Origin of the sequence: Thiocapsa rosea (genome assembly GCF_003634315.1) — a bacterium.
In the GTDB taxonomy this organism is placed as follows: Bacteria; Pseudomonadota; Gammaproteobacteria; order Chromatiales; family Chromatiaceae; genus Thiocapsa; species Thiocapsa rosea.
This window is the reverse complement of the sequence record NZ_RBXL01000001.1, coordinates 3,642,553-3,667,919: the sequence shown is the minus strand read 5'-3', so window position 1 is coordinate 3,667,919 and position 25,367 is coordinate 3,642,553. Positions and strand designations below refer to the sequence as shown.

The 25,367-nt window shown below is 65.2% G+C and carries 20 protein-coding genes and 1 riboswitch; of the genes, 9 read left to right on the top strand and 11 right to left on the bottom strand.

The window, feature by feature from the left end; all coding sequences use genetic code 11:
- Positions 1-75: 75 nt before the first annotated feature.
- The 3 genes from recD to recC are packed head-to-tail and all read right to left on the bottom strand — an operon-like array spanning position 76 to position 9,838.
- The gene (gene recD / locus BDD21_RS16460; RefSeq protein WP_120798068.1) at positions 76-2,214 is read right to left on the bottom strand and encodes an exodeoxyribonuclease V subunit alpha; all 2,139 of its coding nucleotides are present in this window, start codon (positions 2,212-2,214) and stop codon (positions 76-78) included.
- Positions 2,211-6,185 carry an exodeoxyribonuclease V subunit beta gene (recB, locus tag BDD21_RS16455; protein WP_120798067.1) on the bottom strand — a complete coding sequence of 1,325 codons (3,975 nt, stop codon included), beginning with the start codon at positions 6,183-6,185 and terminating at the stop codon, positions 2,211-2,213. Before recB ends, recD begins: the two co-directional genes overlap by 4 nt.
- Positions 6,182-9,838: an exodeoxyribonuclease V subunit gamma gene (recC, locus tag BDD21_RS16450; RefSeq protein ID WP_120798066.1), complete on the bottom strand. Its 3,657-nt coding sequence runs from the start codon at positions 9,836-9,838 to the stop codon at positions 6,182-6,184. The genes recB and recC overlap by 4 nt, the downstream gene beginning before the upstream one ends.
- A gap of 367 nt (positions 9,839-10,205) precedes the next feature.
- Here recC and BDD21_RS16445 point away from each other — a divergent pair, with 367 nt between their 5' ends.
- A complete protein-coding gene (locus BDD21_RS16445) occupies positions 10,206-10,556 on the top strand; it encodes an FUN14 domain-containing protein (RefSeq protein WP_120798065.1) in 351 nt (116 codons plus the stop codon).
- Between the two features lie 22 nt (positions 10,557-10,578).
- On the opposite strand, the gene BDD21_RS16440 is transcribed toward BDD21_RS16445, so the two are convergent.
- From BDD21_RS16440 to BDD21_RS16415, 6 genes are all read right to left on the bottom strand, one after another.
- Positions 10,579-11,370 (bottom strand): ABC transporter ATP-binding protein, encoded by a 792-nt coding sequence (locus BDD21_RS16440; RefSeq protein WP_120798064.1) that lies wholly within the window; start codon positions 11,368-11,370, stop codon positions 10,579-10,581.
- A gap of 195 nt (positions 11,371-11,565) precedes the next feature.
- Entirely contained in the window at positions 11,566-12,177 is a 612-nt protein-coding gene (locus tag BDD21_RS16435; RefSeq protein ID WP_120798063.1) for a DUF2796 domain-containing protein, read from the bottom strand.
- A 95-nt stretch (positions 12,178-12,272) separates the two neighbouring features.
- Positions 12,273-12,725, bottom strand: a complete 453-nt coding sequence (locus tag BDD21_RS16430; protein WP_120798062.1) for a Fur family transcriptional regulator — start codon at positions 12,723-12,725, stop codon at positions 12,273-12,275.
- Positions 12,726-12,729: 4 nt separating this feature from the next.
- The gene (locus BDD21_RS16425; protein ID WP_120798061.1) at positions 12,730-13,590 is read right to left on the bottom strand and encodes a metal ABC transporter permease; all 861 of its coding nucleotides are present in this window, start codon (positions 13,588-13,590) and stop codon (positions 12,730-12,732) included.
- 4 nt (positions 13,591-13,594) lie between these two features.
- On the bottom strand, positions 13,595-14,401 hold the full coding sequence (locus BDD21_RS16420; RefSeq protein ID WP_120798060.1) for a metal ABC transporter ATP-binding protein: 807 nt from the start codon (positions 14,399-14,401) through the stop codon (positions 13,595-13,597).
- Positions 14,398-15,270: a metal ABC transporter solute-binding protein, Zn/Mn family gene (locus BDD21_RS16415; RefSeq protein WP_120798059.1), complete on the bottom strand. Its 873-nt coding sequence runs from the start codon at positions 15,268-15,270 to the stop codon at positions 14,398-14,400. The genes BDD21_RS16420 and BDD21_RS16415 overlap by 4 nt, the downstream gene beginning before the upstream one ends.
- Before the next feature lie 340 nt (positions 15,271-15,610).
- Here BDD21_RS16415 and BDD21_RS16410 point away from each other — a divergent pair, with 340 nt between their 5' ends.
- Positions 15,611-16,072 (top strand): DUF1640 domain-containing protein, encoded by a 462-nt coding sequence (locus tag BDD21_RS16410; RefSeq protein WP_120798058.1) that lies wholly within the window; start codon positions 15,611-15,613, stop codon positions 16,070-16,072.
- A gap of 13 nt (positions 16,073-16,085) precedes the next feature.
- Positions 16,086-16,769 carry a hypothetical protein gene (locus BDD21_RS16405; RefSeq protein WP_120798057.1) on the top strand — a complete coding sequence of 228 codons (684 nt, stop codon included), beginning with the start codon at positions 16,086-16,088 and terminating at the stop codon, positions 16,767-16,769.
- A gap of 192 nt (positions 16,770-16,961) precedes the next feature.
- Here the strand turns inward: BDD21_RS16405 and BDD21_RS16400 are convergent, their stop codons facing one another.
- Positions 16,962-17,558 carry a TMEM165/GDT1 family protein gene (locus tag BDD21_RS16400; RefSeq protein ID WP_120798056.1) on the bottom strand — a complete coding sequence of 199 codons (597 nt, stop codon included), beginning with the start codon at positions 17,556-17,558 and terminating at the stop codon, positions 16,962-16,964.
- Positions 17,559-17,791: 233 nt separating this feature from the next.
- A riboswitch (yybP-ykoY riboswitch) is annotated at positions 17,792-17,898 on the bottom strand.
- 145 nt (positions 17,899-18,043) lie between these two features.
- Between BDD21_RS16400 and BDD21_RS16395 the strand changes: the two genes are divergently transcribed.
- The 6 genes from BDD21_RS16395 to BDD21_RS16370 all read left to right on the top strand — a co-directional run bounded on the left by BDD21_RS16395 (position 18,044) and on the right by BDD21_RS16370 (position 23,216).
- Positions 18,044-19,093, top strand: coding sequence for a thioredoxin family protein (locus tag BDD21_RS16395; RefSeq protein WP_120798055.1), 1,050 nt, complete (start codon positions 18,044-18,046; stop codon positions 19,091-19,093).
- Positions 19,094-19,449: 356 nt separating this feature from the next.
- Positions 19,450-19,698, top strand: a complete 249-nt coding sequence (locus BDD21_RS16390) for a hypothetical protein (protein WP_120798054.1) — start codon at positions 19,450-19,452, stop codon at positions 19,696-19,698.
- Positions 19,699-19,719: 21 nt separating this feature from the next.
- On the top strand, positions 19,720-20,100 hold the full coding sequence (locus BDD21_RS16385) for a hypothetical protein (protein ID WP_120798053.1): 381 nt from the start codon (positions 19,720-19,722) through the stop codon (positions 20,098-20,100).
- 73 nt (positions 20,101-20,173) lie between these two features.
- Entirely contained in the window at positions 20,174-20,671 is a 498-nt protein-coding gene (locus BDD21_RS16380; RefSeq protein ID WP_120798052.1) for a DUF2919 family protein, read from the top strand.
- Positions 20,668-21,879: a YbfB/YjiJ family MFS transporter gene (locus tag BDD21_RS16375; RefSeq protein WP_120798051.1), complete on the top strand. Its 1,212-nt coding sequence runs from the start codon at positions 20,668-20,670 to the stop codon at positions 21,877-21,879. Before BDD21_RS16380 ends, BDD21_RS16375 begins: the two co-directional genes overlap by 4 nt.
- Complete coding sequence (locus tag BDD21_RS16370) at positions 21,876-23,216, top strand: MFS transporter (protein ID WP_120798050.1); 1,341 nt, start codon at positions 21,876-21,878, stop codon at positions 23,214-23,216. Before BDD21_RS16375 ends, BDD21_RS16370 begins: the two co-directional genes overlap by 4 nt.
- A gap of 274 nt (positions 23,217-23,490) precedes the next feature.
- Here the strand turns inward: BDD21_RS16370 and oadA are convergent, their stop codons facing one another.
- Positions 23,491-25,314 carry a sodium-extruding oxaloacetate decarboxylase subunit alpha gene (oadA, locus tag BDD21_RS16365; protein WP_120798049.1) on the bottom strand — a complete coding sequence of 608 codons (1,824 nt, stop codon included), beginning with the start codon at positions 25,312-25,314 and terminating at the stop codon, positions 23,491-23,493.
- Positions 25,315-25,367 lie beyond the last annotated feature (53 nt).

Genomic DNA, 25,367 nt, shown 5'->3' with positions numbered 1-25,367 from the left:
ACCCTTCACCCTTCACTCTTCACTCTTCACTCTTCACTCTTCACTCTTCACTCTTCACTCTTCACTCCTCACCCTTCATACCTCATCCATCAACCCGCTCGCCCGCAACACCCGCCGCTGCACCGCCTGTTCCAGCACCTGATCCCCGCCCGGCCGCACCAAGGTCAGGTGGGCACGCGCGCGGGTGATGCCGGTGTAGAGCAGCTCGCGCGTGAGGATGGGGCTGAGGGTCTCGGGAAGGACCAGCGCGGCATGGCTGAATTCGGAGCCTTGGGATTTGTGAACGGTGAGCGCGTAGACGGTCTCGACCGCCTGGAGGCGACTGGGGAGGATCCACTTGATGCCGTCTTGGCCGTCGCCTGCGGGAAAGGCGACGCGGAGCGTCCAGTCTCGATCGCCGGGTGCGGGGCGGGTCAAGGTGATGCCGATGTCGCCGTTCATGAGCCCCAGGCCGTAGTCGTTGCGGGTGATCAGGACGGGGCGCCCGAGATACCAACCGCTGTTGGCCGAGATGAGATCCGCGTCGTGCAGCAGGCCGGCGATACGCTGGTTGAGTCCCTCGACGCCCCAAGGGCCTCGGCGCAGGGCGCAGAGACATTGAAAGCGGCCGTGAGCCTGCAAGACGGTACGCGCCCAGGCGTCGTAGGCGGACGCGTCGGCGTCGCGGGCGGGTTGGCCTTTTCGCAGGGTATCGAGGTAATGGCGGTAGCCGTGTCGCGGCGGCTGAGCATCGGTCTGCGCTGGCCGGGCGACTTCACCGCCCTGCGGATCGACCGGCGAGGTCGCCGCGCCATCGATCAGCAGTGACCGGAAAGCCTCATCCTCGGTGCTGTGGAGCGCGATCAGGGCGAGGTCGTGATAACCGCGTGTCCAGATGTCGCGGACGGTGACGGGATCGCCTGCATTGATCGCCTCCGCGAGCCGGCCGATGCCGCTGTCGGCCGAGAAGCGGTGACTGTGCCGAAGCATGACGACGGACTGATCGAGCGCGGTACCGGCCGGATCGACAAGGTCCGCGGGGATGTGCTCGCCGGTCGCACCCTCCAGCCAGTCGCGGGTGTTCGGGGTGTAGTGGCCTTCGCGGGCACGACCGCACAGCTCCCCGAGCACGGCGCCGGCCTCGACCGAGGCGAGCTGGTCTTTGTCCCCGAGCAGGATCAGGCGCGCGTTCGCCGGCAGGGCGTCGAGGACGGCGGCCATCATCTCCAGATCGACCATGGATGCCTCGTCGATCACCAGGACATCGAGGGCCAGCGGATTGCCGGCATGGTGGCGCAAGCGGCGGGTGTCCGGGCGACTGCCGAGCAGGCGGTGGAGCGTGCTCACGGTGACGGGAATGGCGGCGCGCACGGCCTCGCCCTGTGCAAGGTCGGCGAGCGGCAGGCTGGCGACCGCGGCGGCGATGGATTCGTTCAGACGGGCCGCGGCCTTGCCGGTGGGTGCCGCGAGACGGATGCGCAGGGGACGCGTCGGCTGGCCGGGCGGCGGCTCGACGAGCGCCAGGGCTTGCAGCAGGGCCAGGAGGCGGACGACCGTCGTCGTCTTCCCCGTGCCGGGACCACCGGTGATGATGCTGAAGGCGCTGCGGGCGGCGAGCGCGCAGGCGAGCTTCTGCCAATCGGCCGTTTGGTCCGGAGTCCGGTCGTACGGGAAGAGACGCTCGAGCAACGCGCGCATGGCCGCGATCGGCAGCGCGGCCTGCAGGGTTTCGGAACGTGCCGAGCGGCCGTCGATACCTGCACGCACGGCCTGCTCGTAGCGCCAGTAACGACGCAGATAGAGTCGCGGACCGACCAGGACCAGCGGCGTGTCACCGACGCCTTCGCAGACCAGTTCGGGATGAGCGAGTGCCGCCTGCCAGTCGCGCACGGTCAGACCGTCCAGCACCTCCGCGGGGTGCGGCGGGATGTCGGTCTCCGTGGTGTCGGCACCCTCGGGGGGCAAGGACAGGGCGAAGGTCGGATCCTTCAGCGTGGCCTCCAAATCGAGACAGGCGTGGCCCCGACCGAGTTGGTGACTCGCGAGCGCCGCAGCGAGGATCAGCAAAGGCGGTGCGTCCGGCACCTCCCGGCGGAGGAAATCGGCGAAGGCGACATCGAGCGCGCGCAGCCAGTCGCGCTCGGCCCAGCGGGCGAGGAGTCTGTCCATGTGTTGCCCTCGGGCGTCTTGAGCACCTTGAGCCTGCGCGGCATGCATCGTCCGATTCCTGCTCATGATCCCCCCTCCTCCGCCTTGCGCGTAAAGCAGCGATCCAATGCCTCGATCAGCTCGCGCGGCGGGCGCTCGGCGTGCAGGCCCCGGCTCGGCGACGCGATGCCGCGCAGGAAGAGATAGACGGCGCCGCCGACGTGGCGGTCGTAGTCATAGTCCGGCAGGCGCGCCTTGAGCAGCCGATGCAGGGCAAAGAGATAGAGGACGTATTGGAGCTCGTAGCGCGCGTGCAGGATCTCGGCGCGCATAGCCTCCGGGGTGTAGGCGGCGGCGTCGGGGCCGAGCCAGTTGGACTTGTAGTCGGCCACGTAGTATCGGCCCTCGTACTCGAAGACCAGGTCCATGAAGCCCTTGAGCATGCCGTTGAGGCGGGCGGGTTGGAGCGCCGGACGGGGCTCTTGGTCGAGGGTGTAGGTGCAGACCAAGCGGTCGATCTCGCGGGTATCGGCACGGTGGGCAGCGAGCCAGAACTCCATCTCTGGGACGGCGGTTGTCAAATCGACCAGGCTGAAGGTGGTGGGCGGAAGGTCGTCCATCGCGGGCACAGACAACGGCGTCGTCAGAAAGGACTCTAGCCAGGCGGTGAGCGGATCGATCCATTCGGACCAGCCGCGCACCTGACAGCGTCGGGCGATGGTGTCGCGCAGGCGCACCGGATCGGCGGCGGCTTCGGCGAAACTCGGGTTGGCGGCCCATTCGAGGAGATCGTGGAGGAAGGTGCCCGCTTCCGGCCCGCGCGGGAAGGCGTGGATGGAGCCTGCGGCGGGCAGTCGATCGCTTGCGTCCTTGCTCGATGTCAAGCGGGGCAGCTCGGTGCCCGGCATGGCCGTCCGCGCGGCCTGCATCTCCCGGAACCGATCCTCGGTCGGTGTATCGGCCGGCGTATCGGCGGGTGTTGCGGACCGCGCGAGGTCGTCGCCGGCGACGGTGCGAAGGGCCGAATAGCTGGCGATCCACCAGGGCTCGCGCACGACAGGGTTCGAGGTGCGTGCCGGCCCGAGACGGCGTGCCGAACCGGCCGGGGCGAAGCGGTCCCCTAAAGGATCGGGCGAGGCATCGGGCGAAGGCTCGGGCGCCTTGACCACCGCAATGGACGCACAGTCCCCGCGCAGGTCCTCGAGCGCCTGCTCAATACCCTCGGGGGCCAGCACGGCGCCGCCGCCCAGCAGATACCCGAAGGCGCCCCCTTCCAGGCCGGACAGCGGCGCGAGACCGACCCAGGTGGCATGACGGGCGCGGGTCAGCGCGACATAGAGCTTGCGCAGATCCTCGCCCAGACGCTCGCGATCCGCCCGCTGCAGGATCTCCTCGTCGGCGCACAACCCCAACTGCAATCGGCCCTCCGCGTCGTGCCATTTGAGCGGCAGGTCATCGTGCTTGGTCACTCGATGGTCGGCGGCGAACGGCAGAAAAACCATCGGGTACTCAAGACCTTTTGATTTGTGCACCGTGACCACCTGCACCAAATCGGCGTCGCTCTCCAGACGGATCTGACGGGCATCGCCGCTCGCGCCACCGTCCGCATCCCGGCACTGCTCGGCGAGATGGCGGATCAGTGCATGCTCGCCGTCGAGCAGGACGCTGGCCTGTTGCAGCAGCTCGGCAAGATGGAGCAGATCGGTGAGGATGCGCTCAGCGTCGAACCCCGAGCCCGAGCCAGAGCCCGACACGGACGCGAGCAGCCGCGCGGGGACGCCGAAGTCGTTGAGAAGACGACGCAGCATCGGTAGCACGCCTCGGCGGAGCCAGGTGTCGCGATAGGCGCGGAACTGCAGCACGCGGGACTCCCAGGCGAGTTCGTCGTGGTTCAAACGGTCCAGCTCGGACCAGCTCAGACCGAGCGTTCCGGTGGCCAAGGCGGCGCGCAGCAGACGCGCATCGTCGGGCTCGGCACAGGCGGCCAGCCAGTGTTGCAGCTCGCCGGCCTGGGCGCTCTGGTAGACGGAATCCCGGTCGGAGAGATAAACGCTGCGCACCCCGCGGTGCGCCAAGGCGCGGCGGATGATCGCCGCTTCCGCGCGTGTGTTGACCAGCACGGCCAGATCCGCGGGACGCAGGGGCTTGCACACCCCCTCGCCGACGAAGGCCGCCTGCGCGGTTTGCCCGAGATTGAGCAGACGCACCATCTCGGCTGCGCACACCTCCGCGATCCGACTGCGATAGGCGTCCTTGCTCAACGCCCTGCCCGGCTCGTTGGGCGGCAGCCAGCAGACGGTGAGCGCCGGGAACGGTTGGCCGTCGATCTGCAGCGCGTCTTTGCGCCCTTTCGCGTCCGCCGCGATGAAGGGCACCGGGTTGTCGGTGCCGGTGCCGATGCCTGTCCCGGTCTCGGTCCCGGTCTCGGTCTCGGTCTCGGTCTCGGTCTCGGTGCGGAAGAGGAATGCGCCGGCCCCGCTTGCTCGGGCCTCGGCCGCCTCGAAGCAGCGATTGGTGGCCGCAACCATGTCGGGCGTGGAGCGATAGTTTCGTTTCAGGGTGTAGAGACGGCCCGCACAGTCTCGCCGGGCGGCGAGGTAGGTGTAGATGTCCGCGCCGCGGAAGGCATAGATTGCCTGTTTGGGATCGCCGATCAGGATGAGCGCGGTCGCGGGGTCGTTCGCCGCGACCCGGAAGACGGCATCGAAGATGCGGTACTGCACCGGATCGGTGTCCTGGAACTCGTCGATCAGGGCGACAGGGAACTGGCCGCGGATGATCTCGGCGAGGCGCTCGCCGTTGGGGCCTTGCAGGGCGGCGTCGAGCCGGGTCAGCAGGTCATTGAACCCCATCTGGGCGCGACGGGTCTGCTCGGCAGCGAAGCGGTCGGCGACCCAGCGCGCCGCGTGGCGCAGGAGCGCCGGGCGTGGCGTCGGCAGTTCGGCCAGGTCGTCCTTGAGGGCTGCGATCGCCTGAAGTGCGGGATGGGCGGGAGGATCGCCCTTCCAGGCATCGGCAAGGCCCGCGGGCGTGAGACGCTCCCAGCCTTTCCCGAGATCGAGCGGCTCGGCGGCCGGATCGGCGGCCCAGTCTCGCAATGCCTTCAGCCAGGGTGTGTAGAAACGCTCTTGCAGCTTGTGCCCGTTGACACGCTTGTTGGCGACGCCCTCATCGAGGAGCACCCTAAGCCCGTCCACCCAAGTCGACCAAGGTGCCTTGAGTTCGGCCAAACGGTCCAGTTTCTCCTGACGAACAGCCTTCAACGCGACGGCAGGCTCCGCTGCGGGATCGAGTCGATCGGCATGCTCGACGAGCGATCGGATGGCCCCTTGCAGCGCCTCAGGACCGGACCACCACTGACGGACCTCGGCAACCGACTCGGCGTCGAGCGGGATCATGAAGGTCCGCCAATAGTCGCGCACCACCTCGGCGAGCAGCTCGCTCTGATCGGCTTCCAGGGTCTGGGTAAAGTGGCTGTCGCTGTCGAAGGCGTGCTCGCGCAGCATCCGATTGCACCAGCCGTGGATGGTCGAGACGGCCGCCTCGTCCATCCATTCGGCGGCCAGCTGCAACTTGCGCGCGCAGGCCGGCCAGTGCTCGGGCGGGTATTCGGCACGCACGTCATGCAGCGGATCCTCGCCCGGAGGCCGAGCGGCGATCCCCTCCGGCGCTGCGCGGAAGGCTGTCGCCGCCTCGGCGAGACGCGCGCGGATGCGGTCGCGCAGCTCGCGCGTGGCGGCATCGGTGAAGGTGACGACCAGGATCTCGGGCGGCGTGAAGGCGCGGGGCGCGGTGTCCGGTGCGGCATCCGGCGCGGCATCCGGTGTGTCGTGAGGTGCGCCGTGACCGAGCACGAGGCGGACATAGAGTGTCGCGATGGTGAAGGTCTTGCCGGTGCCGGCACTGGCCTCGATCAGTCGGCTGCCCCAAAGCGGAAAGCGCAGCGGATCGAGCGAATCGGAGCCTGTGGATCGGGCTTCAGCCCGACCGGCGACCGCTGCGATATCCGCCTGATCGGAGGTCGCGGTCGCTGTTGTTCGACCATTTTCGGGGCTCATACGGCGGCTCCGGTCGTTTGGGGTGCGGCGGGCCGGTCCGGCTTCTTCTTGTTGTCGGCATGCATCGCCCTATAGAGCGGGCGCAGCAGGTCCTCGGCCAACTCGGCGAATTCGCCGCTCGCACGGAGCCTGTCGAAATCCGGATAGGCGCGCGCGACATAGGCGTCGGTCTCGACCTCGCCGATATGCTTGTAGCCGCCCTCGTAGGTCGTGCGGGCCTTCGACACGTCGCCTGCCTTGAGCCACTCGAGCGCGGTCTTCGCCGCCAGCGGGAGCGGTCGGCCCATGCCGACCTGCCAGGCCGCCAGCAGGGCGCTCAAATGCGCATTCGCTTGCTCGACCGGCAGTGGCTTGAGTTCGACCTCGCCGGCCTTGCTGAGGACCAGCGTCGTGAGGGGTCCGCCGGCCAGATGAAGGGCCAGATGCGCGACCCAGTGGCGGATGAGCTTCTCGCCGCGGTACTGATTGTTCTTGACCAGGTCGCTCGCCTCGATAAACACGCGTCCCCGACGGCCATCGGCGTCGGTGCGGATGCCGCCGATCCAATCCGCAAGCTCGGGCACGGGCTCCGGGAGATCGGCTTGAAACCGGATCTCTTCCTCGTCATCGAGAGGATGCGGCCAGCGGGCGAGTGCCTCTCGATAGCGTGTGAAGAGACCATCCATCGGTGCGACCAGGTCCGCCGCGACGGCCTCGCCGAAGGCACCCGGCGCGAGATCGCCGCGACGGCGCACCCGGTCGAGACGGGTCTCGCGCGCCGCGACGATCGGCTCGCCGTGCGCCAGTGCCTGCTCCTGGACCCGGATCAGCTCGTCTTGAAGCTGCCAGCGGGCGAGCCCGTCGAGTGTGAAGGGCTCTTGATCCTCGCTCGTCGGATCTTCGGACTCGAAGACGACGCCGAGCCGCTGACGGAAGAACGCCTTCACGGGTGACTTGAGGAAGTCGACGAGATCGCGGAGCGCGAGTGGCTCGTTGCGGGACAGCGGCGGCAATGCGGCCTCCGGCGCTTGCGGCACGGCATCCGGGCGATGAGGCCGAGCGGCATCGAGGGGGCGCCACTCGCGGGCATAGGTGAAGAGCGAAGCCGTCATTGGCCCCGGCTCCGAGAAAAGCTCCGGCGGGAAGTAGTCGGGGCTGAAGGGCTGGAGCGGATGCTCCGACGTGAGCGCATTCAAGAGGGCCTGACCCGGATCGATCGCGCGGGCCTCCTCCGGGATCGCCGTGTCGAGCGCCATCCGCCAACCCGCGGCAAGGTGGTCGCGCAACTGGGCAACCAGCACCGAGGGCGGTCGCACGCCGTTGTCGGTGATGCTGCGTCCGACCCAGGAGATGTGCAGATGGTCCCGTGCCGAGAGCAGGGCTTCGAGAAAGAGATAGCGGTCGTCCTCGCGCCGCGAGCGGTCGCCGGGTCGGTAGTCTCGGCCCATGAGGTCGAAGTCCATCGGGATGCGGGTGCGCGGGTAGTCGCCGTCGTTCATGCCGAGCAGGCAGACCCGGCGAAAGGGGATGGCCCGCATCGGCATCAGGGTCGCGAAGGTGACGGCGCCGGCGAAGAAGCGTTGCGATAGACCGCCGTCGTCGAGCTGCGAGAGCCAATATTCGCCGACGACCGACAGGGGCAGCTTCTCGGCAAGGGCGGCCTCGTCGCACGCCTCCTGCCATCCTTGCAGGGCGGTGTCGAGCTGCATGAGTGTGAACCCTTCTGCGCTGTCGGCGGCGTCGAAGAAGTCCGCCATCAGGGTCCGCAGACGCGTGCACCAGTCGGGGACGGTCGCGGGCTCGCGCAGCGTCCGCCAGGTCGCATCCAGACGCTCGATCAGTTGCACGAGCGGACCGAGCAGGACCGCATCCAGACCGCCGATCTCGTCGAACGACTCGATCCCCTGCCAGGCGCCCTCCTCGCCGGCTGAGCCGACCGCGTAGCCGAGCAACATCCGGCGCAGACCGAACAGCCAGGTGTGTTGGGCATGCGCGTCGGGCTGAGTCGGCAGATCGAGGCTCGCGCGCTGCTCGGCGTGCAGGCCCCAGCGGATGTTGGCTCCGCGGATCCAGCGGTGGAGCCGCGGGAGATCCGTCTCGGCGATACCGAAGCGCCGGCGCAGGGCCGGCGCTTCGAGAAGATCAAGCACGTCGCTGGCCGCAAGGCGCGATCGGGGCAGCTCGAGCAGCTTTTCCAGCGCCTGAATCAAGGGCTCGGTCGCCCGTTGGCCCTGGTCCGCGACGCTGTAGGGGATGTAGCGCGGATCCTCTCGATCGATCAGACCGAAGACCGCTTGGATGTGCGGCGCATAGGTCTCGATATCCGGCACCATAACGATGATGTCGCGCGGGGTCAGGCTCGCATCGGCGTTGAAGGCGGCGAGCAACTGGTCATGCAGGATCTCGACCTCGCGCTGCGGACTGTGGGCGACATGGAAGCGGATCGAGGCATCGCCCGTGCAAGACACCTCCGGCCATTGCGTGCGGGTCTCGGCGAGCGGGCGCAGATCACGGATGTCGTCCTGGAGCTGTTCGAGCAGGGAGCGAGCCTCTTGCGAGGCATCGAACAGATCGATCCGCTGGCCGATGGCATTGAACCGCCCGAGATAGCCCGCCCGAGCCGTCTCGTCGTCGTGCTCGTCGAGCAGACCGATGAAGTCGCGGCCTTGTTTGCCCCAGGCCGCGAGCAGGGGGTGGGCGTGCAGGTGCATCCGCTCCTCGGACAGATCCGTCGGCATGCCGTGGCGGCGTCGCTGGCGGGTACGCTCGGCACGCAGCAGGTCCTTGTCGGCGACGATGTCGGCCCAGTAGTGCTCGCAAGGGTTGTGGACGCACATGAGGACCTGGCTCCAGCGCGCCATTCCGGCCAGCACCTCCAGGGACTGACGCGGCAGACTGGAGATCCCGAAGACCATGACCCGACGCGGCAGGCCGCGCGGGTGCGTGTCTTCCGGCCAGTCGGACACACGGCGCAGGAATGCCTCGTGGACGCCGGCGCGACCGATTGCGGCGTCCTGTTCCCGGCCCTCGCCGCCTTTGTCGACATCGGCCAACAGCGCACGCCAGAGTCCCGACTGCCAGCGCTGCTCGTCCGGTAAGGGGATGCGACCGCCACGCGCCTGGATCAGCACGTCCTCGCCGCTGCCCCAGGCGGCCAGCCAATCGGCGCGATAGACCTGATACTGGTCGTAGAGATCGGCCAGACGCTCGGCGAGCTGAAAACGCTTGCGCAGATCGGCATCCGTCTGCAGGAAGCGCCGCAACGGCATGTATTCGGGCCGAGCCAACAGCTCGGGCAGAAGCCGCATCAAACGCCAGACCAGGCGCGACTTGTCGAAGGGCGAGACCTCCGGCACCGCATCGTTACCGAGCACCGCCCGGTAAACTCGCCAGAGAAAGCGCGCCGGTAGCGAGATCTCGAGCGCCGCGGCGATCCCGACGCCCCGCTCGCCGGCGGCAAGCTTCCCCGAGCCCGGATCGGCATCGGCGGCGAGCGCAAGCTTCAGCCACTGCGCGATGCCGTTGCTCTGCACCAGAATGATCTCGTTTTCGAGCGGCGCCAAGGGATAGCGCGCCATCCATTCCACCAGAAGATCGCGCAGATCCTCCGGACGGTTGCCGTGGACAAGCATCAGGCCGGGCGTCAGGGCACTTGCAGTCACGTCGAGCTCCATGCAACGGTGAGCAGCCCTCATTGTGCGCGAAGGATGATCGGCGCGCACCCGTTCCGGCATGGCGGCCGGTCACGCGCAGCGGTGGATGGGTGCGCCTAAACCGCGCCAGCTCCGACAGTCGTCGGAGCTGGCGCGGCTAAGCCCTTCCAACACATGACGCATACCGCACCGGGCGCGGTTTAGCGTGCAATGCAGCGAAAAACCCATGTGCGCTCGGTATACACTAGCGCCTCGCCGACGCAATCCGACCCGACCTTCTTCCGCCTCGTTGCCGACAGACCCGATGGATCATCCTGTACAACACACCTCGCCATTCGAGAGGGCAACCTATTCCCTCGAACGACTCGGTAACGACCTACTCGCGTCCATGGCACCGGAAAATGGCGCATGGACCGTGCCGGCGGACGCCGCCGGACTCTTCAACGAGACCTTCTTTCTGAAGCTCGGGTTCTCCTTCATGGTCGGGCTGGCGCTCGGGTTTGCGCTGAAGATGGCCTTCAAGCTGGTTGTGCTGGTCGTCGGTCTCATCCTGCTCGGGGTCTTCGCCTTGCAGTATGTCGGCATTCTGGACGTGAACTGGTCCGGCTTGGAGATCCACTACAACGGCTGGGTGGACTGGCTCGGGGTCCATGCAGGCGCCTTCTTCGACTTCATCGGCGGCAACCTCACGAGTGCGGCATCCTTCATGGCCGGCTTGTTGATGGGCCTTAAGCTTTAAACCGCGCTGGCTCCAGCGCTCGTCAGGTCGACTGCAGCCGATCCCATCCAAAAACATCGCATACCGCACCGGGCGGTTTAAGGGCGCGATTGACCTCGGCGAGACGCACCGTGCGATCGAACAAGGGCTCGAGCGCCGCATCGTGACTCACGAAAATCAAGCTCATCCGGGTCTCGGCACATTCCCGAAACAGCAGTCGAATGAAGGCTTCGCGGCGATCCGAATCGAGCGCGGAGGTCGGCTCGTCGGCGATCAGGATCTCGGGCGAACCCATGAGCGCGCGCGCCGCGGCAACGCGTTGTTGCTGCCCGACCGAGAGCTCAGTGACGGGCCGCTTCGAACGCGCGGGCTCGGCCATATCGAGATGATCGAGCAAACGCAGCGCCTCCTCCTCCAGACACCGCGCGGAACGGCCGCTGCAGCCGGTGCGCTCGAGCACGCGCGCACGCCGCAGTCGCGAGAAGCGACAGGGCAAGGTCACGTTCTCGACCAGCGACAGATAAGGGATCAGATTGAACATCTGAAAGACATAGCCGACATGATCGGCCCGGAAATGATCGCGCTTGACGGCGCCCATGCGCTCCAGCGGCTGCCCGAGAATGCTCAGGCTCCCCTGCTCGGCCTTGACCACGCCGGCCAGAAGACTCAACAGGGTGGTCTTGCCGCTGCCGCTCGGCCCCTCGATGAAGACACGCTCGCCGCGCGCGATCTCAAGGTGGTCGATGGTGAGCACGATCGGCGTACCGCGTCGCCATCGAAAGGCCAGATCGCGGATCGCGATGACTGCAGCGGGGTCGTCGGCTGGGTTACTCATGCAACACCGCAGCCGACAGAAGACCGCTCGCCGTCAATCCCGCCCAAGCGCCGAAACCAGACAGCCAACGCAGCACGAAAAAGCTGAGCTCGATGATTAAAAATCTCTTTCACCTAAATCGCGTCCCCGCTAAGGGCCGTGGATGCACCAAACGTCGAACTCACGCGAAAGTGAGCATCTCGCTCTGGACGCGGTTTAGAGCGGCACGAAGGTCACGACGGGCGCACGCGGGGTGAGCTCCGCCCCACCCTGCCCCTCCGCGGTCACGTACTGAAACAGGACGCGCTCAAGGGCGGGGAAGCCTGAGAAGAGGCCGAGCGCGGCCGAGCCCAGGGCGTCGGGCCGATCGCAGACGAAGCCGTAGCGCACGACAAAGTCCGCGTGTCCGTCCTCGCCGTGATCGGCGTCGTGATCGTGATCATGCGCGTGTGCGTGGTCGTGCTTCGCCCCTCGGCTTTGGCCGACCTCGGCAAAGGCGGCATCGATCTCCGCGGTTTCCAGCCGACAACCGGCCTCGATGTTCAGGCGGATCATGGCATCGCCGGCCATAAGGTTTTCCTTGGCGAGTGCGAGTGTCGCGCGCTCCTCGTCGGTTCGCGGTGCTCGCTCGAAACCGATCAGACTCGCCGCAGGGCTCGTCAGCTCGATCAGAACCTTGTCGCCCTCGGCGGCAAGCGTCATGTGAGCGATTCCATGGACATGGGCGCCCTGACGACGCTGTCCGGTGTCCTCGCCAGAGGCAGTCGCGACGGCGAGACCCATCATGATTGCCGTCACGGAGACGAGGTAGGTGCGAATTCGATGCATACTGACTCCTTGAGAATGAGTGGCGTGTCGGAAATAGGTTGACCACCGAATCCGGGATGACGAACAACACCTTCAATGCGTTGATGACGCGTGATTCACCGCCCCTTCTGCGCACACCCCGCACAGGTCCCGATCACTTCCACGACCCGCCGGTGCGGTTGAAAACCGCTTACGCTGGCGGCGCAGCCGAGGCTGCGGGCAATTGCCTCGTCATCGATCTCGGTGACCTCGCCACAGCTGTTGCAGATCAGAAACTGGCTTGAGTGCGGATGCTCGGGATGGTTGCAGCCGACGAAGGCATGCAGGCTCTCGAGCTTATGCACCAGACCCTGCTCGAGAAGAAAGTCGAGCGCGCGGTAGACGGTCGGCGGGGCCAGTGTGCGGGAGCCTTCGCGCATGGCATCGAGGATCTCGTAAGCACCCAACGGACGGGACGAGGCACACAGGATCGCGAGGACTCGGCGCCGCTGGGCGGTGAGTCTCACACCGCGCGCACGACAGAGGGCATCGGCGCGATCAAGTACTGTTGTCTCGGATATCGACGTCATCCGCTTAACCTCCCGCTTCGGCCACCAGCGCACGTCGCTGCACTCGGCGCCGCGAAAGAAAGCGGCTGAGAACGGCTGAGACGACATAAACGCTCCCGGCCAGCAAGATCATGGTCGGTCCCGCGGGCAGGTCCGGCCCGTAAGAGAGCGCCAAGCCCGTGGAGGTAAAAAACCCTCCGAGCAACGTCGCGATCAGCATCATGCCGCCGAGCGAGTGGACATAATGACCGGCGATCGCCGCCGGAAGGGTCAGCAGCGCGATCACGAGGATCAGGCCGACGACCTGGATCAGCAAGACCACGGTCACCGCCACCAAACAGAGCAGCAGGAGATAGAAAAAGGCGACGGGCACGCCGCGCAGTCGGGCGAACTCTTCGTCGAAGGTCACGGCGAGCAACTGTCGGTAGAAGAGCATGACGGTCAGCACCAACACCAGATCCAGGCCGGCCATGAACCAAAGCTCGCGACGCGGAACCAGGAGGATGTTCCCGAACAGAAAGCTCATGAGGTCGGTGGTGTAACCCGGCGTCTTGGCGATAAAGAGGATCCCGATCGCCATGCCGATCGCCCAGAGCGCGCCGATGAGGGTGTCCTCTTGGGCGTTCCAGGCGAGCCGCACCAGGCCGATCAGCACGGCCGAGAGCACGGCGGCGGCGAGCGCACCGAGCAAGGGGTCGAAGCCGAAATAGAGCGCCGCGCCCATACCGCCCAAGACCGAATGGGCGATCCCTCCGGCCATGAAGGCGATGCGCTTGACCACCACGAAGGTCCCGATCACGCCGCACCCGAGGCTTGCAAGGAGTCCGGCCAGCAGGGCAGTCTGCAGGAAGGCGTGTTGGCCGAGCGCCTGAATAAAGTCCTGCATCGGGTCAGTGCCCCTGGTGTGCGAGGTGGTGAGCGAGTCCGGGCGCGGATCCCGCATGCGCAACGTGACGGACGTTATCGCCGTAGAGCTGGTGGATCAGGTCGCCGTCGACGCGCTCGGTCGTATGACAGACCAAGGTTCGGTTGAGGCAGGCGACGCGACTCACATAACCCGAGATAAAAGCGATGTCGTGCGAGACGACCAGGATGGTCAGCCGCGCATTGAGCCGCGCGAGCAGGTCGAAGATGTCGCCCTCCATGCGTTGGTCGATGTTGGCCGTGGGCTCGTCGAGGATCAGGATCAGCGGCTCGCCGACCAGTGCGCGGGCCAGCAGAACACGCTGCAGCTGGCCACCCGAGAGAGTTCCGATGCGCCGACGCGCCAGATCCAGCGCCTCGACCTCGGCAAGCGCTCGGCGCGCCGCGGTGCGGTCGCTCGAGCGGTACCAGCCGAGCATCGGCCCGAAGCCGAGCCGCCCGGTCAGGACCACCTGCTCGACCGAGATCGGGAAATCCCGCGGAAAGGTCGGAAATTGGGGCACATAACCAACCCGTCGCACAGCCTGACGCGGCGCCTGCCCGAGAACCTGAATGCTCCCTTGCTGCGGCTCCAGAAGTCCGAGCACAAGCCGCAGGAGCGTGCTCTTACCGCCGGCATTGGGGCCGACCAGACCGACGAACTCGCCGTCGAGGATCTCCAGATCGACGCCCTCGAGGACAGGCGACTCGCCATAGGAGAAGCCGAGATCCCGGATCGCGATGACAGGTACTTTGGGCAATCCCGCCTGCGGCACGCCCCTGCCGGGGATCATGGCGCGCCGGCCCCCGCAATGAGTTCGGCAACCTGCCGAAGATTCTCGAAATAATCGCCCGACAAGGGGTCGATCACCGCAACCTGACCGCCGATCGATCGCGCAACCTGCTCGGCGGACGCCGGGTTGAGCTGAGGCTGCACGAAGATCACCCGGATGTCCTCGCGCCGAGCCTGCTCGATCACGGCGGTCAAGGCACGCGCACCCGGCTCTTTGCCCTCGCGCTCGATCGCGACCTGCTCCAGAGCATAGTCCTCGGCGAAGTAGCCCCAAGCCGGGTGGTAGACCATGAATCGGCGGTTCTCCACACCCGAGAGGCGCGCGCGAATCTCGGTATCGAGCGCGTCCAAGTCGGCGGCAAAGCGATCGTAGTTGGCGGCGAAGTCAGCGGCATACTCCGGGGCGAGATCGGCCAGCGCATCGCGGATCCTGGCACCCAGGATCTTCACGCGTGCGGGACTCGTCCAGACGTGAGGATCGAAGTCACCGTGATCATGGTCATGATCGTGGCCGTGGTCGCCGTGGTGGTGCCCCTCGTCGTTGCGACGCACCTCGATGCCGTCTTGAGCATCGAGCACACGCATGCGCGGGTTCGCCGCCAGCAGGCGCGGCATCCAGGCATCCTCGAAGCCGACACCGACACGCACATAGAGATCGGCATCGGCCAGGGCGGCAATCTGGCGCGCGGTCGGCTCATAGGCATGCGGGTCTTGGCCGGGCCGCACCAAGGCTTTGACACGCACATGTTCAGCGCCGATGCGCGACACGAAGGTCTCCTGCGGGGCCACCGTGACGAAGACCGTCAGCGGATCCTCCGCGTGCGCGAGGCAGGGGATCACGAGCAAAATCAAGAAGAGGCGACGCAGCATCGGTGGATTGCCCTCGTTGGATCGGCTATGGTCAAACCGTTGGATACAATATAACGTCTCGTCCTGTCTGGCCATACCGAGTGCACCTGGATTTTTCGGACATCAAAGTGCGTTCCGCACACGTCGGGACAAGACGCGCCGAGGAGGCGTAGCGGCCACGACGGCGAGCCGATACGGTGAGAAAGTGCCGACACCGGCCCGGTGTGCTCGGGGCGTGCTCGGGTCGAAGAATCCGCGCGTGCTCGGCATCGAGACTCCGTGCAGTGACACGGCGCCTCCCGCTTCAAGACCAACCTCGGATACACTGTCGGCATGATCGGTCGACGGAAGGAAGCCTGCCATGAGCTCTGTTGTCGAGCTTTACGAAGCACTGGCCAGCGCGCCGGACGAACGGGCGCGTGCGCGAGTGATCGCCGAAGCGTTTGAACGTCTGGAAGAGCGCTATCCGCATCTGCCGGAGTTGGTGACCCAAGGTCACCTGCGCGAGTCCGAGCTGCGACTGACGCGAGAGATCGAGCAGGTGCGTGCGGATCTCACCATCCGGATCGAGCAATTGCGCGGCGAAGTCAAAACCGAGATCGAGCAATTGCGCGGCGAGGTCAAGACCGAGATCGAGCAATTGCGCGGCGGGATCAAGACCGAGATCGAGCAATTGCGCGGCGAGATCAAGACCGAGATCGAACAGTTGCGCGGCGAGGTGATGACGGCAATCGAACGGGGTCGCAACACCCTCCTACTGTGGCTGATCCCGCTGATGTTCGCGCAGGTCGGGGCAATCGCCGCCCTGCTCAAGCTGCTTTGAGCCGCATCGCGCTATGACCATCTCATCGCAATTGTTTTGGGCGGCCGGCCTCAGCCTCTATGTCCTCGCGGTCCTCTTCGTGACCCGGATTCCCTACCGCGCCATGGTCGCACGCGGGATGGAGCCGATCCGCGCGGTCTACTACAACCGCAAGATCGTGCACATGCTGGCCGGCGGCGTCGGATCCTTGATGGTCCCCTTGGTCTTCGACAGCCCCTGGTTTCCGCTGGTCTGCGGTCTCTTGCTGACCCTTCTCACCTATGGCGCCCATGCGACCGGTTTGAGGTTCTACTGGTTCCAGACCGACGAGAACCGCAACGATGTGAAGTTCGCCCTGATGTGGGCCCTGTCGGTCTCGCTCCTCTGGTGGCTGCTCGACAACCCCTGGCTCGCCATCCTCCCGGCGCTCTACATGGCCTTCGGGGATGGGGTGACCGGAATCGCACGCAATTTGATGGTGCGCCGCCGCTCCAAGAGTCCGATCGGCAACGTCTTCATGCTGATTGTCTGCGCGCCCCTGGGCTGGGTCATCGGCGGACTCGCCGAGCCCGCTATCCCGGTTTGGGGCCTGATCTCGGCGATCGTGGCGACCTGGATCGAGCGCTACGAGTTCGGCCCCATCGACGACAACGTTCTCATCACAGTCGCGGCATCTGGAGTATTGCTGCTCGGAACCTCGGTCGGTCCTCTCTTCTAAACCGCGTCCAGAGCGGTATGCGATGTTTTTGGATGGGATCGGCCCCGGAGGATTTGACGACCGCTGGAGACGGCGCGGTTTAAGAGATTAAAAATGATAAAATTTTAAACCGCGTCCCCGCGAAGGGCCGTGGATGCACCAAACGTCGAACCCACTCGTAAGTGAGCAACTCGCTCTGGACGCGGTTTAACATCAAAACACGCGTGTCAACGCGAGCCCGGCGAGAATCAAGAACACCACACCGCTCAGTTGATGGAGCCGATGCAGCGGCATGACCTGCAATAGGCGGCATCCGACCCAAACGCCGAGCGCGGACGTCAGCGCCAACGCCAGGGTTGCCCCGGTCCACACCGCGAGGGGCGGCAAGGTGACGGCCAAGCCGGCAACAGCCAATTGGGTCTTATCGCCCATCTCGGCTAGAAAGATCATCGAGAAGGTCGCCATGACGACTCCGTGATGGCTCCAGTTGTGCTGCGGCGCGTCCTCGTCGGCCTCTTCTGCGCGCAACGCGAGCACCCCGAAGACGGCGAACAGGATAGCGACGACGCCCGCCAGGACGCGCTCCGGAATCCATTGCGCGAGCCCCACGCCGAAAACGACGGCAAGGCTGTTCAAGACGACGAAGGCCGACACCGCCCCGATCAAGACGGGCCATCGACGATGACGGGCCGCCAAGGTCATGCAGACCAACTGGGATTTGTCGCCCAGCTCGGCAAGAAAGATCACGCCGAAGGTGGTCACCGCGGCCCACAGCCACCCGGAGAACTGCGACAGGGCGAGATCGCTCATCGCGGAGCCCTCCGCGCACAGCCGATGTCGCCGAACGTCGTTCGGAGTTGGCCCGAAGGAACGGGCCGAGCGTAGAAGGGAGAACACCGCGAGACGAGACGTCCGGGGCGAAGAAAAAACGCGTGGAGAGAACGCATGGTGTGATATTGCCGGGGGTCGGGCGAGAAAACCGAGGACACGGCATCACCCGCCCGACCCCTCGCCGGACATGACACCGCACCCAAGGTCTCGTCAAGCCGACCGGCCGCGCGTGCCATGGCGTCGCCGCCAAGTGTGTTGACACGAGCCCCTCACGCATGACGGATGTCAAGACGCGAGGGCGACTACTCCCCTCAAGAGGGCGCGAATGTAGCGAGCTGCCGCGATCCTGTCAACGGCACACGCACTCCGTGTGAACCGCCGTCACGCCCTGACCGAGCCTTTCCCGGCAACCGCTCTCCCGGTTAGGATCCACACCCGACGTTACCCTACAGGAGACGCTCTCGATGTTCGGCACGACACCGAAATCCCCGACAAGGCTTCTGCCGCTTTGCGCGTTGCTTGCAACCCTCTACGCAGTTCCCGCCGTCGCGCAGGACCAGCCCCCGACCGGCGAAGTCACGGGCGCCAAGATGCTCAGCCACCCGAGCTGGTTCAAAGAGAGTTTTCTCGACCTCCCCGAGGACGTGAGCGAGGCGGCCGAATCGGGCAAGCATGTCATCCTCGTCATGGAAATGAACGGCTGCCCCTACTGCTATAAGCTGGTCCAGGAGAACTTTGCGACGGCACCTTATCGCGAATTCATCCAGGAGCATTTCGACGTCATCGCCCTGAATACGAAAGGCGATCGCGAGGTCGCCGTGACCGAGGAGATGTCGATGTCCGAAAAGGAGCTCGCGGAGCTCTATCAGGTGCGCTTCACCCCGACGGTCGTCTTTCTGGATGAATCCAACCGTCCGGTCGCGCGCGTCAGCGGCTATCGCAATCGCGATGACTTCAAGATCGTCCTCGACTATGTGCAGGAACGCGCCTACCTGCAGCAGACCCTGAACGACTATGCCGCCGCCAAACGCCCGAGCGAGGTCTACAGCTTCCGAGAACATCCCCAGATCCAGACGATCGAGGATCTCGCCGGCGTCGCCGATCGCCCTCTCGCGATCTTGTTCGAGGACGTCGCCTGCGTAGCCTGCGATGACCTGCACGAGGGCCACTTGGCCGACCCCGAGATCCGCGACATACTGAAGGGTCTGACCCTCGTACGTCTCGACACCCGATCGGAGACACCCATCATCGACCCGATGGGCAACGCGACCACGCCCAAGGCGCTTGCCGAGTCTTTGGGCATCCAATACACCCCGAGCATCGTGCTCTTCGACCGGGGACGCGAGATCACCCGTATCGAGAGCCTGCTCTACCGCTACCACTTCGGCGGCATCTTGGAGTATGTCGCCGGCCGTCACTACGAGCGGTACCCCGACAGCCCGTTCGACTATATCGACGTGAAGACCGCCGAGCTCACGGCAGCGGGCAAGGACGTCTCGATCGCCGACGAGTGAGGCGCACCAAGCACCGCCGGGAGGGACGAGCCGGTTCTCGGGTGCGACGGGCGCCGCTGACCATTCGGGTCACATTGGCACGATGCAGGTCAGCAACTCAGTGGCAGCATACGACAGAGGCAATGCATCGCCTTTAAACTCAAATCGTTAGGCGACGACCTTGATTTGGCTCGCGGAATGCTTGGTCTCGGCCGAAGCCGCCGCTCGCCAGATGGATGCGACCGGGGCGCGCGCAATCGATTCGGGCACCGAATCTCAAATCCGGGTGGATCGGCCGCGGGGCGAACCCCGGGCCTTGGAGCGAGTCCACCGACGACGATCGCCGCGAGCGACGCGTACCATTGAGGAGAACGGCCATGCTCTCGGTTCTGGAGAAGAGTTTTCCACATGTCATCGAACGCCTTCAACTCGCTTGGGGCGACCCGGACGCATTCGACGCGATGTTCTCCGATCTTATCCTCGACAAACGCGGAGACCGCACCGGCTGGCCTCTCGATGCCTGGGCGGAGCTGAATTTTCTTCAGTCCGTGCATCACTTGGCGTACGGTGTCGCGAAATATCGCGCGTTTCAGCCCGATCCGTTCGACTCCAACTGGCTTCGATAAGCGTCAACCCGAGGATCACCAATGGCACAAGCACACAAACGCACGCGCCTGCAGGCCACCTTGGCCGTCACCGGCGTCGTCATGTTGGCGCTATCCGGCTGCGGCGGCGACTTGGTCGCACCGGATAGCCTGATCGAAAAGCCTGGGGTAGAAGGCTTCTACAATCAGATCGCCAATGCCTGCGGACACCATTCGCTCGGCAATCAGCCCCTGAACTATCTCATCAACATCAGCGACGGCGACGGCAACGACTATTTCCTCGACGAGACCAGTAAGCTGTACTACGGTCGTATCGACCGGACGACCTACGCGACCGACATCAACGGCTTCTTTCCGACGGGAACGAACACCCCTGCGTTGAACTGCATCTATGCGCAGCTCGACCAAGCGCCGCCGCCTTGATCCCGTGCGCATCCCTGCCGGTGCGCTCTAGTGTCGCGTCGGGATCCCGATCCTCGTCCGGTGCAGGGACGTGATGAGCGGGACGCATCCCGATCGCCGATCGCGCTATGCAGCGCATCGCTACGACGACGATCTGCTCCTGAAGACCCCGATCCTGCTCTGGCTGACGCTGGTTTTCCTGGTGCGCCATCTGCTGGTTCTGGGGATCACCTTTCTGCCGACAACCGGGGAGGAGATCGAGGTGCTGCGCAATCTCGTGCGGCCTGAGCTTCTCGTCGCCGATCTCCCGGCAGCGCTCGTCCTGGCTGCCGGATTCCGACGACGGCGACCCTGCCCCGGCTGGGTGCGCCGGATATGGCAACGCGCACGGGAGATCCTCACGCTGTCGATCCTCATCTATCTCGGCGTCCTGCTGGCGGTTCTCACGGCATCGAGCCAGCCATTGCGCGATGCGATCGACGAGCTGCTCTTGGCCTCGCTGCTATTGAGTCTCGCGGTGCCCTTCTATCTTTGGCGCTCGCGCCTCGTCGCGGATGTGGTTCGGGACTGTCCGGGGACCCGCGACGCGTGAGGCATCCCGACCATCAACCCAGCCACTGGAGCGTTCTGGCATCCGGGATCTGCGCCCTGATCCTGACCTTGGGCGTGGCACGCTTCGCCTATACGCCCATGATCCCGGTTCTGCAAAGCGAGACCGGCATGGGCGAGGCCCTCGCCGGCTGGCTGGCCGGCTGGAACTATCTCGGATACCTGTCGGGGGTCTTGATCGTCAGCCGACTCAGGGATCTTCGGATCAAGGACCGGCTTTATCGCGCCGGTCTGCTCTTGGCCGTGGTCACGACCCTGATGATGGCGATGGGGGAGTCGCCGATCCTCTGGGGCGTCAGCCGCTATCTGGCGGGACTGAGCAGCGCCGCCGGGCTGATGCTGGGCTCGGGTCTGATCCTCAACTGGCTGATCAGACATGATCATCGCAGCGAGCTCGGGGTGCATTTCAGCGGGATCGGATTGGGGATCGTCGTCGGCGTCCTGGTGGTCGCAGGCGCGGGTCTCGTCTGGTCCTGGCAAGGTCAGTGGATTGCCTTGACGCTGGTCGGCGCCGTGCTCTTGATCCCCGCGTGGCTGGGGTTGCCGACACCCGATCGCGGTCAACCGCTCACGCCTCGCCATCTGGGCGCCTCGCCCGAACCCGGCGCGTCTTGGTTGTGGCTGCTCCAAGGCGCCTATGTCTGTGCCGGATTCGGCTATGTCATCAATGCGACCTTCACGGTGTTGATCACCGAGCAACAGCCGCTCCTGCAGGGCTTGGGCGATTGGATGTGGCTCCTTGTCGGCGTGGCCGCGATCCCGGCACCGATCCTCTGGGACCGCATCGCCCGCCGCTTGGGTTATCTGCGCACGCTCCAAGTCGCCTACGGTCTGCAGATCGTCGGGATCGTCCTGCCTGTTTTGAGCGGATCGCTGCTCGCCGCCATCGTCAGTGCAGCATTGTTCGGATTCACATTCATCGGCATCGTCTCCTTGGTCCTGACGATGGTCGGGGTGCGCTATCCCGCGCATCCGGCGCAGATCATGGCGCGCTTGACCCTCGGTTACGGGATCGCCCAGATCCTCGGACCCGTCCTCGCCGGCGAGGTCGCCGAGATCAGCGGAACCTTCAACGGATCCCTCCTGGTCGTGGCAGGATTGATGGTGCTGGGGCTTGTCTGCCTGCAGATCATGACCCGGCTCGCGCAGCATCCGACCCCGAGAACACCCATACATCAAGGGCCGACATGATGACACGCACCCGCGCATCGAAACGCGAAATCTTCGGTTGGGCGATGTTCGACTTCGCCAACCAGGCCTATACGCTGCTCATCATCACGGTCATCTTCGGCGACCTCTTCACGCGCGTCATTGTCGGCGATGCGCCGGATTATCGTCTCGGCAATCTACTCTGGAGCCTGGCGCTCTCCACCAGCTATCTGTTGGTGGTGGTCTGCTCCCCGGTGGCCGGCGCCATCATGGATTACACGGCGAGCAAGAAACGCTTTCTTTTCGCAAGCTATCTGCTGACCGTCATCGCGACGGCTGCGCTCTATTTCGTCGCACCCGGCTATGCACTGCTCGGGGTACTGCTTCTGATCATCTCGAACTTCGCCTACTCGATCGGCGAGGCCTTCATCGCGAGCTTCCTGCCGGGACTCGGTCCGCCCGAGGACCTGGGCAAGATCTCGGGCTTCGGTTGGGCATTGGGCTATGTCGGCGGGATGGTCTCGGCGGTCTTCGTGCTGCTGGTCTTAGGCGATGTCAGCGCCGAGAACTTCGAGCGTATCCGTTGGGTCGGGCCTTGGGCCGCCGCCTTCTTCCTGATCGCGGCCATCCCGACCTTTCTCTGGGTGCACGAGCGCGGTCGGGCGCGCGCCCTGCCGCCCGGAACCGGCCTCATGCGAATGGGCATCGCAAGGGTCCGCCAGACGCTGACCCATCTGCGCACTCATCGCGATCTGGGCGTGCTGTTCGTATCGGTCTTCTTCTCGATGAGCGGCATCTACATCATCATCGCCTACGCCTTCATCTACGGCGCGCAGGTGATCGGCTGGGATGCCTCCGTGCGCACGCTGATGTTCGTCCTGGTGCAGATCACCGCGGCCGTCGGCGCACTCGGATTAGGATTCATCCAAGACCGGCTCGGGGCACTGCGGACCTATGTGATCACCCTGGTCATGTGGATGCTGGCGATCGCGCTCATCTATCTCACGCCGCTCTTGAGCGAGCTGGCGCACGACGTCCTGGGACGCGATTGGCCGGCACAGTACATCTTTCTGGTGGTCGGTTGTGTGGCGGGTTTAAGCCTCGGCGCCTGTCAGTCCGCCACCCGAACCCTGGTCGGACTCTTCTCGCCGCTGTCGCGCTCGGGAGAGCTCTTCGGCTTCTGGGGTCTATCGATGAAGCTGGCGGGAATGTTCGGACTGCTTGCGATCGGACTCCTGCAGGTCCTGGTGGGCCTGCAGACCGCGATCCTCTTCTGCGTGCTCTTGTTCGCTATCGCTCTGGTTGTCGCCTTACGCGTCGACGAGCGTCGCGGACGCGCGGTTGCCGAGGCGCATGATGCCGGGGAGTTGGTCTGGTAGAAGACCCAAGGTGATCTCCGGAAAAGGATCCATCAGCAAAGCCGGAACCAAGAAAAGTGCTCAAAGGCTCTGCTCGTTGTCGTTGTCGTTGTCGTAATCGTATTCGGATTCCCGACGACAACGACAACGATTTGTTTCGGCCGCGTCGGCATCGTTCGGTCCCGCCGGGACGCATTGTCGCGGAAATCACCTTAAACCGCGTCGACTCCAACCGTTATGGGTGCTGCCAACGCGACCGATCTGTATCGACAGATCATGTCCCGATAGACGCGGTTTAAGCCGCGCTAATTTCGACTAAGACTTCATCCGGGTTCACCGCATCACCCTTGCCGACGAAGATTCCGGTCACGGTCCCGCCGATCGGCGCCTGGATCTCGGTCTCCATCTTCATCGCCTCGGTGACCAGGACCGACTGACCCGCCGTGACCGTCTCACCCTCCTTCACCAGCACATCGACGATGTTGCCCGGCATCGAGGTGGTGACATGCCCGGGCTGGGTCGGCTTCGGCCGTTTACCGGCGATCGCCTTCTTCACCGCACCGTCCGCACCGCCGGTCAGAACGACCTCGTCCAGGGTCTCGACCAGCACCTCTTCGGGGATGCCGTCGATGTCCAGATAGAAGTGGCGCTCGGCAAGGCCCTTATGGCCGGCGCCCGTCACCTTGACGTGGTAGGTCTCGCCATGCACGGCGATATTGAACTCGGTCGGCGCGGCTTGCGCACCGGCGGCACTCGGCGGGGGCTCGAGCGGCTCGGGATGCAGCGTTCCGGCGGCGCGGTGCTCGAGGAAGGCCCGACCGATCTCCGGGAACATGGCATAGGTGAGCGTGTCTTCCTCCGAGGTTGCCACCGTCCCGATCTCCTCGACGAGGCGCTTGAGCTCGGGTTTCAGCAGATCGGCCGGACGACACTCGACCAACTCCTCGCCGCCGATCGCCTGCTGTTGCAGGGTCGGATTCACAGGCGCCGGGGCGTGACCGTAGCGGCCCTGCAGATAGAGCTTCACCTCGTTGGTGATGGTCTGGTAGCGCTTCTCGGTCAGGACGTTGAGCACCGCTTGGGTGCCGACGATCTGGGAGGTCGGGGTGACCAGCGGCGGGTAGCCCAGATCCTCGCGCACGCGCGGGATCTCCTCAAGCACCGCACTCATCCGGTCCAGTGCGTTCTGCTCTTTCAACTGATTGGCCAGGTTGGAGATCATGCCGCCCGGCACCTGATTGACCTGGACCCGGGTATCCACGCCCGTGTAGTCGCTCTCGAATTGGTGGTATTTCTTGCGCACCTGATAGAAGTACATGCCGACCTCCTGGATCGCTTCGAGATCCAGGCCGGTGTCATACGGGGTACCCCGAAGCGCCGCGACCATGCTCTCGGTGGGCGGATGGGAGGTGCCGCCGGCCATGGAGGAGATGGCGGTATCGATGGTGTCGCAGCCGTTCTCGATCGCCTTGAGATGGCACATGTCGGCCAGGCCAGAGGTGGCGTGCGAATGCAGGTGCAGGGGCAGATCGACGCTGTCCTTGAGGGCCTTGACCAGGTCGGCGGCGACAAAGGGCGTGAGCAACCCGGCCATGTCCTTGACGGCGATGGAGTCGCACCCCATCGCGGCCAGCTCCTTGCCCATCCGCACGAAACCGGGCACGTCGTGGACCGGACTGACCGTATAGCAGATGGTGCCCTGCGCGTGCTTGCCGGCGGCTTTGGTCGCTTCGATCGCGGTCTTGAGATTGCGCAGGTCGTTCAGGGCGTCGAAGATGCGAAAGACGTCCATGCCGTTCTCGGCCGAGCGCTTGACGAAGGCGCGCACCACGTCGTCCGAGTAGTGCCGGTAGCCGAGCAGGTTCTGGCCCCGCAGCAGCATCTGCAGCCGGGTATTCGGCAGCGCCTCGCGGAGCTTGCGCAGACGCTCCCAGGGATCTTCTTTGAGGAACCGCACGCAGGCGTCGAAGGTCGCGCCGCCCCAGCATTCCAGGGACCAGTAACCGATCGCATCCAGCTTCGGACAGATCGGCAGCATGTCCTCTGTGCGCATACGCGTGGCGATCAGAGATTGATGGGCGTCGCGCAGAATAACGTCTGTGATGTTGATCTTGGGCATGGTCTAGGTCTCGTCAATCGAGGCAATCGGTCAGAGTGGGCAATGCAGATCCG

What these genes read in the sequence shown, in the direction of transcription:
- recD (WP_120798068.1), bottom strand. Translation starts at nt 2,214, where the DNA reads ATGAGCAGGAATCGGACGATGCATGCCGCGCAGGCTCAAGGTGCTCAA.
- recB (WP_120798067.1), bottom strand. Translation starts at nt 6,185, where the DNA reads ATGAGCCCCGAAAATGGTCGAACAACAGCGACCGCGACCTCCGATCAG.
- recC (WP_120798066.1), bottom strand. Translation starts at nt 9,838, where the DNA reads ATGGAGCTCGACGTGACTGCAAGTGCCCTGACGCCCGGCCTGATGCTT.
- BDD21_RS16445 (WP_120798065.1), top strand. Translation starts at nt 10,206, where the DNA reads ATGGCACCGGAAAATGGCGCATGGACCGTGCCGGCGGACGCCGCCGGA.
- BDD21_RS16440 (WP_120798064.1), bottom strand. Translation starts at nt 11,370, where the DNA reads ATGAGTAACCCAGCCGACGACCCCGCTGCAGTCATCGCGATCCGCGAT.
- BDD21_RS16435 (WP_120798063.1), bottom strand. Translation starts at nt 12,177, where the DNA reads ATGCATCGAATTCGCACCTACCTCGTCTCCGTGACGGCAATCATGATG.
- BDD21_RS16430 (WP_120798062.1), bottom strand. Translation starts at nt 12,725, where the DNA reads ATGACGTCGATATCCGAGACAACAGTACTTGATCGCGCCGATGCCCTC.
- BDD21_RS16425 (WP_120798061.1), bottom strand. Translation starts at nt 13,590, where the DNA reads ATGCAGGACTTTATTCAGGCGCTCGGCCAACACGCCTTCCTGCAGACT.
- BDD21_RS16420 (WP_120798060.1), bottom strand. Translation starts at nt 14,401, where the DNA reads ATGATCCCCGGCAGGGGCGTGCCGCAGGCGGGATTGCCCAAAGTACCT.
- BDD21_RS16415 (WP_120798059.1), bottom strand. Translation starts at nt 15,270, where the DNA reads ATGCTGCGTCGCCTCTTCTTGATTTTGCTCGTGATCCCCTGCCTCGCG.
- BDD21_RS16410 (WP_120798058.1), top strand. Translation starts at nt 15,611, where the DNA reads ATGAGCTCTGTTGTCGAGCTTTACGAAGCACTGGCCAGCGCGCCGGAC.
- BDD21_RS16405 (WP_120798057.1), top strand. Translation starts at nt 16,086, where the DNA reads ATGACCATCTCATCGCAATTGTTTTGGGCGGCCGGCCTCAGCCTCTAT.
- BDD21_RS16400 (WP_120798056.1), bottom strand. Translation starts at nt 17,558, where the DNA reads ATGAGCGATCTCGCCCTGTCGCAGTTCTCCGGGTGGCTGTGGGCCGCG.
- BDD21_RS16395 (WP_120798055.1), top strand. Translation starts at nt 18,044, where the DNA reads ATGTTCGGCACGACACCGAAATCCCCGACAAGGCTTCTGCCGCTTTGC.
- BDD21_RS16390 (WP_120798054.1), top strand. Translation starts at nt 19,450, where the DNA reads ATGCTCTCGGTTCTGGAGAAGAGTTTTCCACATGTCATCGAACGCCTT.
- BDD21_RS16385 (WP_120798053.1), top strand. Translation starts at nt 19,720, where the DNA reads ATGGCACAAGCACACAAACGCACGCGCCTGCAGGCCACCTTGGCCGTC.
- BDD21_RS16380 (WP_120798052.1), top strand. Translation starts at nt 20,174, where the DNA reads ATGAGCGGGACGCATCCCGATCGCCGATCGCGCTATGCAGCGCATCGC.
- BDD21_RS16370 (WP_120798050.1), top strand. Translation starts at nt 21,876, where the DNA reads ATGATGACACGCACCCGCGCATCGAAACGCGAAATCTTCGGTTGGGCG.
- oadA (WP_120798049.1), bottom strand. Translation starts at nt 25,314, where the DNA reads ATGCCCAAGATCAACATCACAGACGTTATTCTGCGCGACGCCCATCAA.